The sequence below is a fragment of the Pseudomonas sp. efr-133-TYG-103a genome (assembly GCF_030209235.1).
Lineage (GTDB): Bacteria > Pseudomonadota > Gammaproteobacteria > Pseudomonadales > Pseudomonadaceae > Aquipseudomonas.
In genome coordinates this window covers 311,888-330,977 of sequence record NZ_JARVSK010000006.1, presented here as the reverse complement: position 1 = coordinate 330,977, position 19,090 = coordinate 311,888, and the positions used below count along the sequence as shown (strand labels likewise).

General features: G+C 60.8%; 13 protein-coding genes. 9 read left to right on the top strand and 4 right to left on the bottom strand.

Annotation, left to right across the window (positions count from 1 at the left end):
- Window positions 1–82: 82 nt before the first annotated feature.
- Window positions 83–1,408 carry an APC family permease gene (locus tag QRN36_RS06290; protein WP_285423246.1) on the bottom strand — a complete coding sequence of 442 codons (1,326 nt, stop codon included), beginning with the start codon at window positions 1,406–1,408 and terminating at the stop codon, window positions 83–85.
- 126 nt (window positions 1,409–1,534) lie between these two features.
- The gene (locus tag QRN36_RS06285; protein ID WP_285423245.1) at window positions 1,535–2,359 is read right to left on the bottom strand and encodes a carbon-nitrogen hydrolase family protein; all 825 of its coding nucleotides are present in this window, start codon (window positions 2,357–2,359) and stop codon (window positions 1,535–1,537) included.
- A gap of 135 nt (window positions 2,360–2,494) precedes the next feature.
- Here QRN36_RS06285 and QRN36_RS06280 point away from each other — a divergent pair, with 135 nt between their 5' ends.
- The 6 genes from QRN36_RS06280 to QRN36_RS06255 all read left to right on the top strand — a co-directional run bounded on the left by QRN36_RS06280 (window position 2,495) and on the right by QRN36_RS06255 (window position 11,384).
- Window positions 2,495–3,307 carry a helix-turn-helix transcriptional regulator gene (locus QRN36_RS06280; protein WP_285423244.1) on the top strand — a complete coding sequence of 271 codons (813 nt, stop codon included), beginning with the start codon at window positions 2,495–2,497 and terminating at the stop codon, window positions 3,305–3,307.
- Window positions 3,308–3,383: 76 nt separating this feature from the next.
- A complete protein-coding gene (locus tag QRN36_RS06275; RefSeq protein ID WP_285423243.1) occupies window positions 3,384–4,997 on the top strand; it encodes an FMN-binding glutamate synthase family protein in 1,614 nt (537 codons plus the stop codon).
- Window positions 4,998–5,250: 253 nt separating this feature from the next.
- A complete protein-coding gene (locus QRN36_RS06270; protein WP_285423242.1) occupies window positions 5,251–6,393 on the top strand; it encodes an OpgC domain-containing protein in 1,143 nt (380 codons plus the stop codon).
- Window positions 6,394–6,807: 414 nt separating this feature from the next.
- Entirely contained in the window at window positions 6,808–9,930 is a 3,123-nt protein-coding gene (locus QRN36_RS06265; RefSeq protein WP_285423241.1) for a transglycosylase domain-containing protein, read from the top strand.
- Between the two features lie 93 nt (window positions 9,931–10,023).
- Window positions 10,024–10,617: a PadR family transcriptional regulator gene (locus QRN36_RS06260; RefSeq protein ID WP_285423240.1), complete on the top strand. Its 594-nt coding sequence runs from the start codon at window positions 10,024–10,026 to the stop codon at window positions 10,615–10,617.
- Window positions 10,614–11,384, top strand: coding sequence for a siderophore-interacting protein (locus tag QRN36_RS06255; RefSeq protein WP_285423239.1), 771 nt, complete (start codon window positions 10,614–10,616; stop codon window positions 11,382–11,384). Before QRN36_RS06260 ends, QRN36_RS06255 begins: the two co-directional genes overlap by 4 nt.
- Window positions 11,385–11,417: 33 nt before the next feature.
- On the opposite strand, the gene QRN36_RS06250 is transcribed toward QRN36_RS06255, so the two are convergent.
- Together QRN36_RS06250 and QRN36_RS06245 are read right to left on the bottom strand one after the other, a co-directional pair.
- Entirely contained in the window at window positions 11,418–12,074 is a 657-nt protein-coding gene (locus tag QRN36_RS06250; protein WP_285423238.1) for a Pr6Pr family membrane protein, read from the bottom strand.
- A 35-nt stretch (window positions 12,075–12,109) separates the two neighbouring features.
- A complete protein-coding gene (locus QRN36_RS06245; protein ID WP_062388148.1) occupies window positions 12,110–12,337 on the bottom strand; it encodes a VF530 family DNA-binding protein in 228 nt (75 codons plus the stop codon).
- A gap of 251 nt (window positions 12,338–12,588) precedes the next feature.
- Here QRN36_RS06245 and QRN36_RS06240 point away from each other — a divergent pair, with 251 nt between their 5' ends.
- The 3 genes from QRN36_RS06240 to QRN36_RS06230 all read left to right on the top strand — a co-directional run bounded on the left by QRN36_RS06240 (window position 12,589) and on the right by QRN36_RS06230 (window position 18,931).
- Complete coding sequence (locus QRN36_RS06240) at window positions 12,589–14,619, top strand: TonB-dependent receptor (RefSeq protein WP_285423237.1); 2,031 nt, start codon at window positions 12,589–12,591, stop codon at window positions 14,617–14,619.
- Window positions 14,620–15,004: 385 nt separating this feature from the next.
- Window positions 15,005–16,369, top strand: coding sequence for a carbohydrate porin (locus tag QRN36_RS06235; RefSeq protein ID WP_285423236.1), 1,365 nt, complete (start codon window positions 15,005–15,007; stop codon window positions 16,367–16,369).
- Between the two features lie 129 nt (window positions 16,370–16,498).
- Window positions 16,499–18,931, top strand: coding sequence for a glucose/quinate/shikimate family membrane-bound PQQ-dependent dehydrogenase (locus tag QRN36_RS06230; RefSeq protein WP_093461340.1), 2,433 nt, complete (start codon window positions 16,499–16,501; stop codon window positions 18,929–18,931).
- Window positions 18,932–19,090 lie beyond the last annotated feature (159 nt).

The window sequence follows — 19,090 nt, the reverse complement described above, 5'->3', positions numbered from 1 at the left end:
ACGGCCGTCGCCGCAGTTCAGCGGCGCAGGTGACATCCACACAGCAAAAAAAGGCGCACCCGAAGGGCGCGCCTCGCTGTGATCAGGTCGCTTCCTGAAAGTCCATTTCAGGCGGCTGGCGACGAAAACCGCCGGTCAGCCAGGCCAGATAGACACAACCCACCGCAAGCCAGCTCACGCCCAGGATGATCGCCAGCCTGTCCAGACTGACCATCAGCCAGAGATCGGCAATCAGACCGATCAACGGGCAGACGAGAAACAGCAACAGTTCACGCAAGCCGCGCTTTTCCCCCGCGATCCAGTAATGAAAGATCACCGACAGGTTGACCAGGCTGAACGCCAGAAACGCACCGAAGTTGATGAATGAGGTCGACGTGGTCACGTCCAGTTTCAACGCCAGCAACGCGACGACCGCGCACAAGAGAATGCTGTTGACCGGCGTGCCGAAGCGCTCGCTCAGCCCCGCGAAGAAGGATTTCGGCAGGACGCCGTCGCGACCCATCGCGTAGAGCAGGCGCGAACCGCTGGCCTGCGCCGAAAGCCCAGACGCGAACTGGCCAACGATCAGACCGATCATGAAAATGGTCACGAATACATCGCCGCCGATGTTGCGCGCAATTTCGTAAGCGGCCGAATCGACGTTGTCGAATTGCGCCGATGGGTGAGCCAGTTGCACGAAGTACGACACACCCACGAAGATCAGCCCGCCGATCAGCGTAATGAGCATGATGGCTTTGGGAATCGTGCGCCGCGGATCTCTGGTTTCTTCGGTCAGCGTGCTGACAGCGTCAAAGCCCAGGAACGAATAACAGGCAATCGCCGCACCGCTCATGATCAAGGGCATCTGCATGTCGCCATTCAGGAAAGGGGTCAGCGTCCACAACGGCTTGCTGGCGTCGCCGGCGATGTAATGAATGCAGAGCGCCACGAAAGCCGCCAGCACCAGGAACTGCACGATCATCAGCAAGGCATTGACCGTGTTCGCCAGTTTCAGGCCGACGATATTGATCAGGCTGGTGACGACGATGAACGCCAGCACCCAGACCGGCTGCGGCACCGAAGGAAACGCCGAACCCAGGTATGCGGCGCCGATCAACCAGATCGCCATCGGCAGGAACAGGTAGTCCAGCAAGACTGCCCAGCCCGCGATGAAACCGAGCTTCGGGCTGATCGCCTTGCGCACGTAGCTGTAAGCAGAACCGGCGACGGGAAAGGCCGAAGCCATACGGCCGTAGCTCATTGCGGTGAAGAACATGGCGACCAGCGCCGCCAGATACGAAGCCGGAACCATGCCGCCGGTGGACTGCGCCAGGATTCCGAATGTCCCGAGCACGATGATGGGGGTCATATAGGCGATGCCGAACAGCACCACCGACCCTAACGAAAGGGTGCGTTGCAAACGAGCCATGAGCGACTACTCCGAATTTATAGGTTTTATGGCAGAGAAAAGTTCGGCAGAACAAAGGCGTTTCTTTTATTGAGTGACGCGGTGACCGTCGAGGGAATGCGCCCGGCGACGATCACTGATGACTTCTTATGGGTGCTTCGGAATCAACAGTTCGCGGATGCCATCGGGCCGCTCGATCACTTCGCCCGGCAGGCGCAGGCGCTGGTCGTCCAGATAGCGGTAGTCGCGACGGGCAGCCTGCAACTGCTCCAGATCGAGTTCGACGCTGAACTGCTCTTCGTCACGTCCTGCTTCGTGCAACAGCGTGCCGAACGGGTCGACCAACGCACTGCCGCCGGCGAATACCAGGCCGCCGTCGCCCTCGCCCACGCGGTTGACCATGAGCGCGAACGCCTGGTTTTCCTGGGCGCGCGCCATGATCGCGGTGCGATGCGTTGGGCCGTACGGGTCCATGTTGCCGTTGGTGACGATGATCAACTCGGCCCCCAACTGGGCCAAGGCGCGGGCCGACTCGGGAAATTCGATGTCATAGCAGATCAGCATGCCGACGCGCACGCCGTTCCAGAGGCAGGTTGCATAGCGATCACCTGCGCTGAACACGCCTCGGTCAGAGGCCCACAAATGGGTTTTGCGATAGCGCAGCGCGACGCCTTCAGGGGTGATCAGCAACGTGGTGTTGTAGAAACGCCCCTGGTCATTCTCGGCCATGCCGATCACGACCGAGACGTCCCGCGCTCGGGCTGCCTGAACAATCGCGCGCACGGTCGGACCGCCGAGGTGCTCGGACACGTCAGCGACGGTTTCGCTGGAAGGGAAGCCCATCAGATGGGTCTCCGGGAACACGATCAGCGCGGTATCGCTGGCGCACGCAGCAATTGCGTTCAACGCCTGTTTCAGGTTGTGCGCCGTGGCGTTGTCCTGGCCCGTCAGTTGGGCTAATTCCACCTTCATGGGTTCTCCTTATTAGAGTCACGTGGCCGATCGGGCACAAAATGCTGGCCTGAACATTGGCTCTGCGGGCAGTATGCGCATCAGCAAGTGTCACGGGGTATTACGCAGCTGTAGTAACCCATTAGGGGTAGATCAATGACAATCGCACTTCAGGACATTGCCTGGCATCGCTCGGTCGCGCAGTTGATCGAAGCGCTTGACCGCCCCAACTTCTGGGCGCAACTGGTACGCCTGCTGGGTCAGTACGTCAGCTTCGATAGTTGGGTGGCGCTGCAATTCAGCTCTGGCCAACGGCCCCACGTATTCGCCGAATGCCCGGCTGAGGACGGCAGCCCCGATCAATTGTTCCAGGACTATCTCAAAGGCCTGTACCTGCTGGACCCCTTCTACATCGCCAGTCGCGAGCGCTCGCAAAGCGGTCTGTTTCGGCTTGCAGAAGTCGCGCCGGAGCACTTCGAACTGACCGAGTACTACCAGCGATACTTTCGTCTGAATGTCGTCGCCGATGAAATACAGTTCAATTGCCAGCTCGATCAGGACCGAACGCTCTGCCTTTCGCTGGGTTCGACGCAACGTTACAGCGCCGAGCAGATCGCCCTGCTGTCAACGATCCAACCGTGGGTCATTGCGCTGCTGCGCCAACGGCTGCCGTTTGAGCTGGCGGAAAGGACGTCCGATAACGAACCGGTCATCGCCCAGCAGCCCGGCGCCGACTGGCGTATCCAGCTGGAGGCCTCGGTGCAGCAAAGTCGCGGAGCACAGTTGACCGCCAGGGAGCTGGACGTAGGCCGCCTGATGCTCAGCGGTTGTTCGAGTAAGGAAATCGCACGCAAACTGGATATCTCCGCCGAAACCGTGCGGGTTCATAAAAAGCACATCTACAGCAAGCTCGGAATCAAATCACAGTCCGAGCTGTTTTCGATTTTTCTTCAGGCGCAGAGCGCGTGAAGCGAAACACAGTCTTGCCGAAACAAGGCGCGGCACAGCGCTCTCTCCCTTAACCGTGTAAAGACCAGGACCGCCTATGAGCTTGTCGCTTCTAAGTCGCTACGCCGTATTCGTCGGCTGCGTATTGTTCACCCTGTTCAGCCTTCCGTTTCTGTACCACGAATGGCTTTGGCCGTTCACCCTCACCACGGCAGTGTTGAGCCTGATCGGGCTGTTCGATCTGATCCAGGTGCCACACTCGATACGTCGCAACTATCCGATTCTTGGCAACATCCGCTACGCCGTCGAGACCATCCGACCGGAGATCCGCCAATACCTGCTGGAATCCGACAGCGACGCCCTGCCCTTCTCCCGCGCTCAACGTTCGCTGGTTTATGCACGCGCGAAAAATGAATCGGCCGACAAACCGTTTGGCACCTTGATCGACGTCTATCAGACCGGTTTCGAATTCATCAGCCATTCCATGCGCCCGGCGCCGCTGGCCGACCCGAACCAGTTCCGCGTGACAGTTGGCGGGCCGCAATGCGCTCAGCCGTATTCCGCGTCGATCTTCAACATCTCCGCCATGAGCTTCGGCTCATTGAGCGCCAACGCAATCCGCGCGCTGAACAAGGGTGCAAAACTGGGCAACTTCGCCCACGACACCGGCGAAGGCAGCATCAGCCCCTACCATCGTGAAAACGGTGGCGATCTGACTTGGGAACTGGGCAGTGGCTACTTCGGATGCCGTACCGCCGATGGCCGCTTCGATCCTGAACGCTTTGCGAAACAGGCGCAGGATCCTCAGGTGCGGATGATCGAGATCAAGATGAGCCAGGGCGCCAAGCCGGGTCACGGCGGCATTCTGCCCAAGCACAAAGTCACTCAGGAAATCGCCGACACGCGCGGGATTCCCATGGGCGAAGACTGCATTTCGCCCTCTCGGCACAGTGCGTTTTCGACGCCCACCGAATTAATGCAGTTCATTGCGCAACTGCGTGAGCTGTCCGGCGGCAAACCGGTGGGCTTCAAGTTGTGCCTGGGCCACCCGTGGGAATTCATGGGCATCGCCAAGGCCATGCTGGAAACCGAGATTCTTCCGGACTTCATCGTCATCGATGGCACCGAAGGTGGCACCGGAGCCGCACCGGTGGAATTCACCGACCACATGGGCGTGCCGATGCGCGAGGGCCTGTTGTTCGTGCACAACACGCTGGTGGGCCTGAACCTGCGCGACAAAATCAAGCTGGGCGCCAGCGGCAAAATCGTCAGCGCGTTCGACATCGCCAGCGTGCTGTCCATCGGCGCTGACTGGGCCAACTCGGCGCGCGGGTTCATGTTCGCCATCGGCTGCATCCAGTCGCAAAGCTGTCACACCAACAAATGCCCGACCGGCGTCGCCACTCAGGATCCGCTGCGCCAGCGCGCGCTGGTGGTTCCGGACAAAGCCCAGCGGGTGTTCAACTTCCACCGCAACACGCTTCACGCGTTGGCCGAGATGCTCGCCGCGGCCGGTCTGGACTCGCCATCGCAACTGGAAGGCAAGCATCTGGTGCGCCGCATGTCCGCCACCGAGGTCAAACTGTTCTCTCAGTCACACGTCTTCTTGCAGCCTGGGCAGTTGCTCAATGGCGTGGTCGATGACAGCTTTTATTCACGCATGTGGCGCATGGCGCGGGCCGACAGCTTCGAGCCCAATGACATCGATTGATCGATTCGCCCTCGCGACTGAATGGAAGTCGCTATTGCCGGCAGCGTGTTGAACACGCTGTTGGCGCACCTGCGCAAGGCTGCTTCAGCCCTGTTCCAGAGCGGCCGGTTGAGACATCCTGTAATATTCAACCTTTGCCTTTACCCCCTAAAAGCCCCACCCTTCGCGCCGCCGATCAGCCCTGGCTGTCGCTGCGGAACCAAGGCCTCCATTGGCCTATCTTCTTTAAACACATTGCAAGAGCTCCACCGTCATGACGAACGGACGCGACCATCGAATCGACTTCTTTCGAGGTTTGGCGCTGATCTTCATTTTTTGGGATCACGTACCGGACAACCCTTTCGCGCAGTTGACCCTGCGCAACTTCGGCTTCAGCGACGCGGCTGAAGTCTTCGTTTTCCTCGCCGGTTATGCCGCTGTTCTGGCCTATGGCCGTGTCGCCCAGCGCGACGGTTATGCTGTTGCCTGCCTGCGCATCCTGCGACGCACGTGGGTGCTCTATGTGGCGCACATCTTCCTGCTGACACTGCTGATGGGCATCGTATTCGTTGCCAACAACCACGTCGAAACCCGCGACATGGTGCGCGAGATGGGCCTCGAATATTTTGTCGGCAATCCGCAACAGGCGCTGGCCGACGAATTGCTGCTGCGCTTCAAACCCAACCTCACCGACCCGTTGCCGCTTTACATCCTGCTGATGGGAGCGTTGCCGCTGATCTTGCCGATCATGCTGCGCAACGCTGCCGTCGCCGTCGGCCTATCGATCTCGCTGTACATGATGGTGCCGCTGTTCGGCTGGAACCTGCGCGCCTATGAAGGCGGCGGTTACTGGTACTTCAACCCGGTGGCCTGGCAATTGATCTTCGTGCTCGGCGGCGCCTTCGCCATGCACACACAAAAACCGATGACCGTTCGTTCTGGCGAGCGCCCGTTGTGGCAACAGCCGCTGTTTATGGGCGCCGCGCTTTACCTGTTGATCGCGGCAAACATCGCGCTGCTCTGGAAATTCCCGGAGGTGCACGACGCCTTGCTGCCCAAAGCGTTCACCGACCTGATCTATCCGATCGACAAAACCAACCTCTCTCCACTGCGCCTGTTGCACTTCGTCGCGCTGGTCTACGTGGTCGCCAAACTGCTGCCCGCCTCACACGCGTGGCTGGACAACTGGCCTGCCCAGCAAACCTGCCGCATGGGCCGCTACTCTCTGGAGATCTTCTGCCTGGGCGTGCTCCTCGCTCCCCTGGCCGACGGCATCAACGCGCTGGCAGGTGACATCTGGCAAATGCGCGTGATCACCGCCCTGCTGGGCCTGGGGCTGATGTTGCTGCTGTCCAACTGGCTGGAATTGAACAAGCGACTGGGCAGCCCGAAGAGAGCGCAGGTGGTGCAGGTCTGAGAACGGGTTCTCACTGAACGAAACCCTCGGAACTTTCCTACTGGTTTATCAGGCAAAGCTTTTCCGCATGCGGCCGTTATGCGAGGAAGGTACTGGTAAATCAGCGAGGAAATAATGGATATAACTCTTCGGGTCAGCGTCCCGAAGAGGGGTGCCGACCGAATCCGCAACAAGGCCTGACTGGACGTCATGACGTCGTCTTACTCAGGTAATAATCGAAATAATATAGAAACAGGATACTTCTACCCATCACTGCAGCCCAGGAAGTGAAAATCTGACGTCGAGCTCGAAACCACAGCCGGTCGCCCCCGCCTGCTGCGCCCCCGAGGGAAAATTCACAAATCCCTCACCCTCCCCACCCAGCGTCTAAGCTTGTAGTCAGGTGCGATTAACAGGTTTAACCGGGCCAACGATATGGGCGCTTTCTGGCATTCCGATACGAAGAAGACTGCGGTTACGGCTGACAGTCAGGGGGAATCTCCAATGCCTGTGAGCCCGAGACAGAGGCAGTATGTCTGGCGGGTCGTCTGGGTTGTGTTGCTGATGGCGATGGTGGCTCTGGGGTTTGCCGTTGCCTCGGAGGTGCGCAGTTCCAGACTGCAGGCCCGCGAGTTCAGCGATTTTGCCAAGGACCTCAGCTACACCGTGGAACCGGGCGCAAGCGATGCGATTGTCTACCCCGGCGATGGCCCGTTCGATAAGCGTTTGGGTTATTCGGCGCTTGGGGAGTTTCTGCCACGTCTGCTCAAGCGCGATTACCTGATCAGCGCGCAGGCGCGGTTCTCCCCCAGTATGCTGTCCTACGCCAACCGCGGTTTCTTCGTGCCTTATCAAGAGAAAAGCCAGTCTGGCTTGACGATCACGGACTGCCGCGGCGATGCCCTCTATCAATACACCTACCCTCAGCAGCTTTACCCGACCTTTGCGGCGATCCCGCCGGTGCTGGTTAACAGCCTGTTATTCATCGAAAACCGCGACCTGCTCGATGCCGGTCAGCCGCAGGCCAACCCGGCCGTCGACTGGCCCCGGTTCCTCAAAGCCGCCGTGTCTCAGGTCGCCAAGGCAGTTGGCTTGCCCGGGCAATCGGCGGGTGGCAGCACGCTTGCCACGCAACTTGAGAAATACCGTCATTCGCCTGATGGCTTGACGCAATCCGGCAGCGAGAAGATCCGTCAGATGGTGTCCGCCAGCGTGCGGGCCTATCAACCAGGGCCGCAAACCCTTGAAGCCCGGGAGCGTGTCGTGCGTGACTACCTCAACAGCGTGCCGCTTTCTGCTGTGCCGGGCCACGGAGAGGTCCACGGCATGGCAGAGGGGCTGCGGGTCTGGTACGGCGCCGACTTCGACCGCACCAACCAGTTGCTCATGGCAGCGGGCAACGATGCGAAGACCCTCGCCGCACAGGGGCTTGCGCTGCGCGAAGTGCTGTCACTGGTGATCGCGCAACGGCGGCCTTCGCACTTTCTGGCAAAAGGCCGAAAGGAACTGGCGGACCTGACTGACAGCCACATTCGTCTGCTGGCGCAGAACAAAGTCATCGACCCGCCGCTGGCCGACGCTGCGCTCGCGGCGACCGTGACCTATCGCGACTGGGTGCAGCAGCCTACCGTGCAGCCCATCGAAACCAACAAGGGGATAACGGTCGCGCGCAATCGCCTGTCGAACATGCTGGATCGCCCGCTCTACGATCTTGATCGTCTGGACCTGTCAGCGACCAGCACCTTGCAAAACGATCTGCAAATCAGTGTCGGCCAGTACCTGCGGGACCTGGCGAATCCTGAATTCGCAGGCAAGCTGGGCCTGATCGGTGAGCACTTGCTCACGCCCACCAGCACCCAGGCGGTGCGCTACAGCTTTACGCTGTTCGAACGGGACATCGACGGCTCGCGTGTGCGCGTGCAGACCGACAGCACCGATCAGCCGTTCGACATCAACGAGGGGAGCAAACTGGAGCTGGGCTCGACCGCGAAAATGCGGGTGTTGACCACTTATCTGCAGGTCATCGCCGAACTCCACGACAAGTACGCGGGCATGAGTAATGTCGAACTCAAGAAAGTCCCGGTCGAGGATCCTGACCGGCTGAGCCGGTGGGCGCTGGACTACTTGATGCAGAACAAGGACCGCGACCTGTCGAAGATGCTGGCCGCAGCACTGGACCGCAAGTATTCCGCAAGCCCAGGCGAAAGCTTTTTCACTGGCGGCGGCATGCACCACTTCAACAACTTCCGGCGCGAAGACAACGCGCGCAATCCTACGCTGCGCGAGGCGTTGCGTGAGTCGATCAACCTGCCGTTCATTCGGCTGATGCGCGACCTGGTGCGCTACACCACGTATCAGGGACCGAACAACAGCGCCGTGTTGCTCAAGGACGACAGCGATCCGCGACGTCAGGAGTACCTGGCGGAATTCGCCGATCGCGAGGGCACCTCGTTCCTGCTGCGGTTCTGGAAACGCTACAAGAACAAATCGACGCAGGAGCGGCTCGATACGTTTCTCGACAGCGTTCATCCCTCAGCCAGCCGGCTTGCCGCCGTGCATCGCTATCTGCTGCCCGAAGCCAGCCAGAGTGCTTTCAACGCATTCGTACGGGCCCATGCCGTGGCGGACAAAACCAGGCCCGGGCTGACCGAGAAGCGTCTGGACGAGCTGTATTACGCCTACGGCCCGGGCAAGTTTGATCTGCCGGATCAAGGCTACATCGCCCGCGTTCACCCGCTGGACCTGTGGCTGGTCGGCTATCTGCTGCAAAACCCTGATGCCAAGTTCAAAGACGCCGTAGCCGCCAGTCGTTTCGAGCGTCAGGAGGTGTACAGCTGGCTGTTCAAGAGTCGGCACAAGAGCGCTCGGGACAGTCGCATCCGGACGATGCTGGAGATCGAAGCCTTTCTGGATATCCACCAGCGCTGGCAGCGTCTGGGCTATCCATTCGATCATCTGGTGCCCTCGCTTGCGACGGCGATAGGCAGCTCCGGCGATCGCCCTGCCGCGTTGGCCGAGCTGATCGGGATCATTCAGAACGACGGCGTGCGCTTGCCTGTTCTGCGTATCGACAGCCTGCATTTCGCCGCCGGAACGCCTTACGAAACGCAGCTGAACAACAACCCGGAACTGGGCAAGCGCGTGCTGTCTTCCCAAGTGGCGGCCGCCATGCGCGAGGCGTTGTCCCAGGTGGTCGACGCGGGTACGGCAAGGCGCGTCTCCGGAAGCTTCAAGCTGCAGGACGGGACGACCCTGGCGATGGGCGGCAAGACCGGGACAGGCGACAATCGCATCGAAAGCATTGGCTCCGGCGGACGCATTCTGGCGTCCAAGGCGATCAACCGGACCGCCACCTTCGTGTTCTTCATCGGCGATAACCATTTCGGCACGCTCACCGCTTACGTGCCCGGTCGCGCGGCCGAGAGTTTCAAGTTCACTTCCGCTTTGCCCGTTCAGGTGCTCAAAGGCATGGCGCCGATTCTTAATCGGTATCTGGAACCGGGCACGTACAGCCAGTGCAAAGCGCCTGCGGCGACGCAGGTGGCGAGCATCTACTGACCGCCAAACGAGAACCGTTCGTCTTAACGTCTCTTGCGGAAGCATTAAGATATATCTTAAGGTATATCTAACTGTAACGAGAGATGAAAAGCGATGAGAGACCACTCACACGATCACCCCCACCATCACCGGCCGCATTTCGGCGAACATGGCGACAGCCGCGACGGTTTCGAGAAACGCACCGGCCGCGAACGCGGCGGACGCGGGCCACGTGTTTTTGCGCCCGGCGACCTGAAGCTGCTGCTGCTCGCCTTGATTTCCGACCAGCCTTGCCACGGCTACGACCTGATCCGGCAGATCGAGGGCATGTTCGACGGCGCCTACAGCCCGAGCCCCGGCGTGATCTACCCGACGCTGACCTTCCTGGAAGAAAGCGAACTGATCCTCGGCGACGCTGAGGCAGGCAAGAAGCGTTACCAGATCACCGCGACCGGGCAGCAATTCCTTGCAGAACAGGCTGTCGCGCTGGACGGCGTGAAGATGCGCATCGATGTCAGTAAGCGCTCGCTGCGGGGACACGACCGTCCGCCGGAAATCCACGAGGCTGTGCATAACCTGCGTCACGCCCTGCAGATGCATCACGGTCGCTGGAGCCCGGAAGAAATCATCCGCGTTCGCGACCTGTTGAACGAAACCGCCAAAGCCGTCGTCGACGGTCCAGTCAAGCCGTCGGAGGCGTCCGTATGAATTCGCAGCAGTCGATCCACCGAGTCAGCCATGAGATCAAGCGCCGCAAGCTTCAGGTGTTGCGCGTCACGGACATCACGCCGCGAATGCGCCGCGTCACGTTGCACGGGCCGGAGCTGGCCGGCTTCATCAGCCTGGGCACCGACGACCACGTCAAACTGCTGTTCGCGACCACCCCGCAGGAACAAGCGGCGCTGGACAGCTTCATGCCTGGGCAGAACAGCGAAGGGCCAAAGCCTGCGATGCGGGATTACACGCCACGCCGCTATGACGCGGCATCGGGCGAGCTGGACATCGATTTCGTCCTGCACGGCGAAGGTCCGGCCGCCACTTGGGCCGCTCAGGCTCAAGCCGGGCAGTTTCTGTACATTGCCGGCCCGCGCGGCTCGATGATTGTCCCGGACATGTTCGACAGTTATCTGCTGATCGGCGATGAAACCGCCCTGCCCGCCATCGCCCGCCGCCTGGAGGAACTGCCCGCCAACCGCCGCGCGCAGGTCGTCATCGAGATCGAAGACGCCGCAGAGCGTCAGACCTTGAACAGCAAGGCCCAGGTGGACGTAATCTGGGTGCTGCGCGGGGAGCGCGACCTGTTGGAGGTCACACGCCAACTGACCTTACCCGAAGGCAAGCTGTATGCCTGGGTGGCGACCGAATCAGGCCTGTCGCGCAAAGTTCGTCGCGTATTGCTCGATGAATTCGGGCTCGATGAAGCATCGGTCAAAGCGGCAGGCTACTGGCGCATCGAAGGTTCGGACGAGCAATAACCCTGACACCGCGTGACGTCGAGGGGATCGCAGCTATTCCCTTCGACGCCTCGACCTGTCGATCAGCAGGATCAACAACCCGATTCCGACGTACCCCGCCAGCACCCCGAATGCATTGATCAATGCACTCGTCACCCCCAGCGTGCCGATGTCCAGAAACGGATAGAGGTAGTCGCCGTAGATGTCCCCGCGAAACAGTAAGTACGCAAAATACAGCGCCGGATAAAGCATCCACAGCAGCACGTGATTCAGACGCAGCACGCCCCTCGCGACGTACAGCCACCAATACACCAGAAACAGCAGCGGCATGACGTCGTGCAGCAACTCGTCAGCGACCCACTGCCAGCCCTGCGGGCTCCATAAATGGCGCAGCAGCAGGCTGTAAGCGATGCCGACCAGCAGAATGCTGGTGACGATACCGCCGCACACCACGGGGGATCTGAAGAAGCGATGACCCGCGCTGTGCCGGTCGGTGATCGCACACGTGAGCGCCACGGCGACCAGCGTGTTGGTCAGTACCGTGAAGAAGCTGAAATAGCGCACCAGCCCGCCCATCACACTGGCGTCGTCAGTCCAGCGGCCCCACAGAATCAGATAAAGCTGCACGGCCAGCGCAAACCAGCCCAGTAGCGCAGCGGCGGTGGCATAGCGGCGCTGTCCCCGCGCCAGGTGCAGCGTTTGGCTTTCCATCCAGCGTCATTCCTGTGCGATCGAAGCGGAGTGAATCAGCCGCGTTTGGTGCGGGCCAGTTTCACGTAAAGGGCTTCGACCTTTTCCCGCGCCCAAGGTGTCTTGCGCAGGAACGTCAGGCTCGACTTGATGCTCGGATCGCTCTTGAAGCAACGAATATCGATGCGCTCGGCAAGGCCAGACCATTCGTAGTGCTCGACCAGCGCATTGAGGATCTGCTCCAGCGTCACGCCATGCAGCGGGTTGTTGTGGGGTGTGGTCATGCCAGGCCTTTTGCATTCGATGAGTGACAGGGTCGCGAGGTGCGCACCTTAACGGAGCAACCGGCAGGTGTGAAGAGACAGCTGACGTGCAGGAGCGGCCTTGCCCTTACAGGCCTGCGAAAGGGCCGCCGGCGCCAGCCAACGAGCGCTGTAATCGTCGTCCGATTCCAAAATGATTGCAATTTTATTGTTATGTTATAACACTAACAGCCCGATCATTTTCGAATCACTCCCTGACAAGGAAACGCTGCATGTCCCGCCCATCCATTTTTCCGCTCTGGCATCTGACTCCGCTGGCCACCGCGCTGCTGCTGGCGTCACCGGCGAACGCCATAGAACTGGAGCAACAAACCATCACCGCCAATCCGCTTGGCAGCGATCAATTGGCGTCGCCCAGCACTGTACTGACGGGCGACGAACTGACGCTGCAGCAAAAAGGCAGTCTGGGCGAGACGTTGAACAAGCAGCCAGGCGTGTCCTCATCGTACTTCGGACCTGGCGCAAGCCGACCGATCATTCGCGGCCTGGACGGTGACCGCATCCGTCTGCTGCGCAACGGCGTCGGCGCGCTGGACGCTTCATCGCTGTCCTACGATCACGCGGTTCCGCTGGACCCGGTCAACGTCGACCGTATCGAAATCGTCCGCGGCCCAGCCGCGCTTCTCTATGGCGGCAGCGCCATCGGTGGCGTGGTCAACACGTTCGATAACCGCATCCCCACCGAGGCCATCGAAGGCATTCATGGCGCAGGCGAACTGCGCTACGGCGGCGCCGACACCACGCGCAGCAGCGCAGGCAAGCTTGAGGCGGGCAACGGCACGTTCGCCCTGCATCTGGACGCGAACGCTCGCGAGTTCAACGATCTGAAGATTCCGGGGTATGCCCGGACCGCCGATCAACGCGCACGCGATCCGGATGGCGACGACAAAAAACATCGACTCGGCAACAGCGACGGGCGCCAGGACGGCGGGGCAATCGGCGGGGCGTACACGTGGGACGAAGGTTATGCCGGGCTCTCCTACAGCAACTACGACGCCAACTACGGTTCGCCCGCCGAGCAGGACGTGCGTATTCGCATGAAGCAGGATCACTACGCCTTCGCCTCTGAGATCCGTAACCTCAGCGGTCCATTCAGCTCGGTGAAACTGGACGCCGGCTACACCGAATACAAACACATGGAAATCGAAGACGGCGAGGTCGGCACGACGTTCAAGAACAAGGGTTACGAAGCCCGCGTCGAAGCTCGGCACCAGCCGATCGGTCCATTGAATGGCGTGATTGGCGCGCAGGTGACGCGCAGCGAATTCTCCGCCCTGGGCGAGGAAGCGTTCGTGCCGCAGACCGATACCGATGCCGGCGCGCTGTTCATTCTGGAAGAAATGCAGGCAACCGATCGCCTGAAACTGAGCCTGGGCGGGCGACTGGAGCACACCACCGTCGACCCGGACGGCAAGGGCAACGAGCGCTTCTCCGGCGCCGACAGTTCAAGCAGTTTCACGGCGGGCAGCGTGTCTTCCGGTGCGGTCTACACGTTGACGCCGGTCTGGTCGCTGGCGGCCACTCTGGGCTACACCGAACGTGCGCCGACGTTCTATGAGCTGTACGCCAACGGTGCTCATGTCGCCACCGGAACGTACGAAGTCGGCGATGCCGGTCTGTCGAAAGAAAAAGCCGTCTCCAGCGATCTGGCGCTGCGCTTCGACAACGGTACCCACAAAGGCAGCGTCGGCGTCTTCTATAGCCGCTTCTCCAACTACATCGGGCTGCTGGGGACAGGTCGCACCCTCAACGATGAGGGCGTCGAAGACCCGGACGGCATCCCCGAGTACGGGTATTCGGGCGTGCGCGCGCGGTTCGCCGGTTTCGAGGCGCAAGATCACTGGAAGCTGGGCGAAAGCCGCTACGGAAGCTTCGCCCTCGAGCTGGCGGGGGATTACACCCGCGCGAAGAATCTCGACACCGGCGAAGCACTGCCACGCATCGCCCCACTTCGCCTGAACAGCGGGTTGCTGTGGGCGCTGGACAAGTGGCAAGCGCGTATCGATGTGGAGCACGCCGCGTCACAAGGACGAGTGCCGGACAACGAAACCGGCACCGACGGCTATACCACGCTGGGCGCCAGTGCCGGATACACATTCGACGTCGGCGGCAGCCAGTGGCTCGCTTTCGTCAACGGCGAGAACCTGACCAACCAGACCGTGCGCTACGCCAGCTCCATTCTGCGCGACATCGCTCCGGCGCAAGGTCGCAGTATCGAGGTCGGGCTGAGGACCACCTTCTGATCTGATTCGCCCATCCGGTCAGTCATGCGTCCGCAGCGTGCAGGGGCCAGCCATCTGGTTCCTGCACATGCACAACCACGCAGCGTTGCCGCCTTATCTGTACATCCTGCGCAACGGTCTCATCTTCCAGCTTCAATCGTCTCATCCTCTCGAAACAGAAGAATCATGAGGGACAGCGCTGTCCCGTCTTTTCACGACTGTTGCGCAACCTGTAACTATTCTTGTCGCAAAAACCTCTTTTTTTAAAATCGTTAGCCCCCTATCATCGCGCCGCGTTGCATGCTGAAACGATTAATTTTTTTGTCTGTCAAGTTTTGACACGCGGCTTATCGACGCAGCTCGCGCCTGTGCCGTCTTTAGATCACTGAAAAGAACTCATTGCCCTATGCCTTCTCACTCCAAACGCTGCATCTGCATTCGTCCGCTTCGTCATCGCCATGTGCTGGGACTGGCCGTCTTGAGCCTGGCGACAAGCGCTCACGCTGCGCCCGCCTTCGACAGCCAATCGCCGTGGATGCTGGGAGACTGGGGCGGCAAACGCAGTGAGTTGTCGCAGGAAGGCTACGACTTCAAGCTCGATTCGGTCGTGGAAGTGGGCTCCAACCTGCATGGCGGTTACGACCACGACAAGGCCACCCGCTACAGCGATCAGTTCGCCCTCGGCGCGCACATGGATCTGCAGAAGATCCTTGGCTGGCAGGACGCCGAATTCCAGCTGACGCTGACCAACCGCAACGGCGACAACATCAGCAACGACCGTGTCGGCGATCCGCGCGTGGGCACGATTTCTTCCTCGCAGGAAGTCTGGGGCCGTGGCAACGTCACGCGCCTGACGGACATGTGGTATCAGCAGAAATTTTTCGACCGCTCGCTCAGCGTCAAGGTCGGCCGCTTCAACCCGGGCGAAGACTTCAACACCTTCCCGTGCGACTTCCAGAACCTGGCGCTGTGCGGTTCGCAAGTGGGCAACTGGGGCGGCGGCATCTGGTACAACTGGCCGATCAGCCAGTGGGCGATGCGCGTCAAGTACGAGCTGAATCCGGAACTGTTCGTACAGATCGGCGCCTTCGAGCAGAACCCTTCGAATCTGGAAAACGACAACGCGTTCAAGCTCAGCGGCAGCGGCACCAAGGGCGCGGTACTGCCTGTGGAAGTCGTGTGGTCGCCGAAAGTCAACGGACTGCCGGGTGAATATCGCCTGGGCTACTACTACAGCACCGCCAGCAGCACAGATGTGGTCAAGGACAGCAACGGCGGTTACGCAGCCCGCAGCGGCGATGACTACGCGTCGTCGTCGAGCAAACACGGCATGTGGCTGACCCTGCGCCAGCAAGTCACCAGCGAGGCCAGCGATAACAGCCGCGGCCTGAGCCTGTTCGCCAACGGCACGCTGCACGACAAAAAGACCAACATGATCGACAACTTTGTCGCCCTCGGTGCCACGTACAAAGGTCCGTTCGACGCGCGGCCCGAAGATGACCTCGGGGTTGGCATCAGTCGCATTCACGTCAATCCGGCGTATCGCAAGAACATCAATCTGAGCAATCAGGCCGCAGGCGTGTCGGACTACGACGACCCGGCCTTCCTGCCTGTGCAGGACACCGAATACAACGCCGAGGTGTATTACGGCGTGCACGTTACCAACTGGCTGACCGTGCGTCCCAACCTGCAATTCATCCGTCATCCGGGCGGCGTGAATCAGGTCGATGATGCGCTGGTTGCCGGCCTGAAAATTCAATCCTCGTTCTGATCGGCTTAATTAACCTTTCTGAATCCCGTTTCAGGAACTAGCTTCAATAAGACGGATTCAAAGGGCTCGAGCCGAAAAAATTGAAAAGAACAAAGCGTCAACCACTTAATCGTTACGGAGTACGACACTATGAGCACTGAAGGTGCTTTCGGTAAGGGTCGCCTGCTTCCGAGCTTGCTCGGACTGGTGATTCTGATCATGGGCCTGGCCTTGCTGGCCGGGGGTATCAAACTGCTGACGCTGGGCGGGTCGTTGTACTACCTGCTGGCCGGTATTGGCTTCATTGTCACTGGCGTCTTGCTGATCATGGCGCGTCGAGCCGCACTCGGTCTGTATGCACTGGTGCTGTTTGCCAGCACCGTGTGGGCCTTGTGGGAGGTCGGCCTGGACTGGTGGCAACTGGTGCCGCGTCTGGCCCTGCTGTTCGCCCTCGGCATCGTCATGTTGCTGCCGTGGTTCCGCCGCCCTGTGCTGCGTGGCCAGGCAGGCGGCATGGGCACCGGCGCACTGAGCGTGGCAGTCGTGCTGGCTGGCCTGGCTGCTCTGGCGAGCCAGTTCACCAACCCCGGTGAAATCAAAGGCCAACTGGACCGTGAAACCGCAGGCACCTCCAGTGCCGCGCCTGCCATGCCTGAAGGCGACTGGCAGTCGTACGGCCGCACGGCGTTCGGCGATCGCTACTCGCCGCTGGCGCAGATCACCCCGGACAACGTCAGCAAGCTGGTCCCTGCCTGGACCTACCGCACCGGCGACATTCCGGGTCCGAACGATCCAGGTGAAACCACTGCCGAGAACACGCCGCTGAAGGTCAACGGCATGCTCTACGTCTGTACTCCGCACAGCCAGGTGATTGCCCTGGATCCGGACACCGGCAAGGAAATCTGGCGTTTCGATCCGAAGATCAGCAGCGGCAAGGCGGCCAACTTCAAAGGCTGGGCGCACATGACCTGCCGTGGCGTGTCGTATCACGATGACGCCGCTTATGCTGCCGCCGCACCGACCGACGCTGCCGCTCCGGCGCAAAGCCCGGCCACGCCGGCCGTTGCCACCACCGGTAATGCCTGCCCGCGTCGCCTGTTCCTGCCGACCGCAGACACTCGTCTGATCGCACTGAACGCTGACACCGGCAAGGTCTGCGAAGACTTCGGCACTAACGGTTCGATCGACCTGAGCGCCAACATCGGTACGTACGCGCCAGGCGGTTACTACTCCACCTCGCCACCTGCCGTGACCAAGGATCTGGTGGTCATCGGCGGTCACGTCACTGACAACGTCTCCACCGACGAACCGTCGGGCGTGATCCGTGCATTCGACGTCCATACCGGTCGTCTGGTCTGGAACTGGGACAGCGGCAACCCTGATGACACCACGCCGCTTGCGCCAGGCAAGACCTACACGCGCAACTCGCCCAACATGTGGTCGATGTTCAGCGTCGACGAGAAGCTGGGCATGCTCTACCTGCCGATGGGCAACCAGATGCCTGACCAGTGGGGCGGCAACCGTACGCCTGAGTCCGAGAAATTCAGCGCCGGCCTGGTCGCGCTGGACATCGCGACCGGCCACGTGAAGTGGAACTTCCAGTTCACTCACCATGACCTCTGGGACATGGACGTGGGCGGTCAGCCAACCCTGATGGACATGAAAACCGCTGACGGCGTGAAGCCGGCCGTGCTGGCGTCCACCAAGCAAGGCAGCATCTATGTGCTGGATCGCAGCAACGGCCAGCCGATCGTTCCGATCAACGAAGTACCGGTTCCCGGCGGCGCTGTCGCAGGCGACCACACTTCGCCGACTCAGCCTAAATCCGACCTGAACTTCATGCCGCCTCCGCTCAAGGAACGCGACATGTGGGGTGTCACCCCGTTCGATCAGATGCTGTGCCGGATCGACTTCAAGTCGCTGCGTTATGAAGGCCCGTTCACGCCGCCGTCGCTGCAAGGCTCGATCGTCTACCCAGGTAACTTCGGTGTGTTCGACTGGGGCGGCATTTCGGTCGACCCGGTGCGTCAGATCGCTTTCGTCAACCCGAGCTACATGGCGTTCCGCTCCAAGCTGGTTCCGGCTGCCGAAGTGGAAGGCGGCCCTGGTCGCAAGAGCGAAACCGAAGGTGTACAGCCGAACAAAGGCGCACCGTATGGCGTGATCCTCGAAGCGCTGCTATCGCCGATGGGCCTGCCATGCCAGGCGCCAGCATGGGGTTATGTGGCGGCCGTCGACCTGACCACCCACAAAACCATCTGGATGCACAAAAACGGCACCGTGCGTGACAGCTCGCCTGTTCCGCTGCCGCTGACCATGGGCGTTCCAAGCCTGGGCGGCACGTTCATCACTGCCAGCGGCGTATCGTTCCTGAGCGCAACGCTTGACCAGTACCTGCGTGCCTATGACGTGCGTAACGGCAAGCAACTGTGGGAAGGCCGTCTGCCAGCAGGCGCCCAGACCACACCGATGACCTACACCGGCAAGGACGGCAAGCAATACGTGCTGGTCGTTGCAGGCGGTCACGGATCGCTCGGCACCAAGCAGGGCGACTACGTGATGGCGTTCAAACTGCCGGACTGATCCGGTCAGCAGCAACGCAAAAGGCGGTCATCGCAAGATGACCGCCTTTTTTGTGGGTGAAGATTTCGTGTGTCAAGTTCGGTGCCTGGAGATTTCGCGCCCGGCGCGGCGGCTGCCGGCCGGCTGCACACCCCCCATGAGTGCCCGTACAGCCGGAGC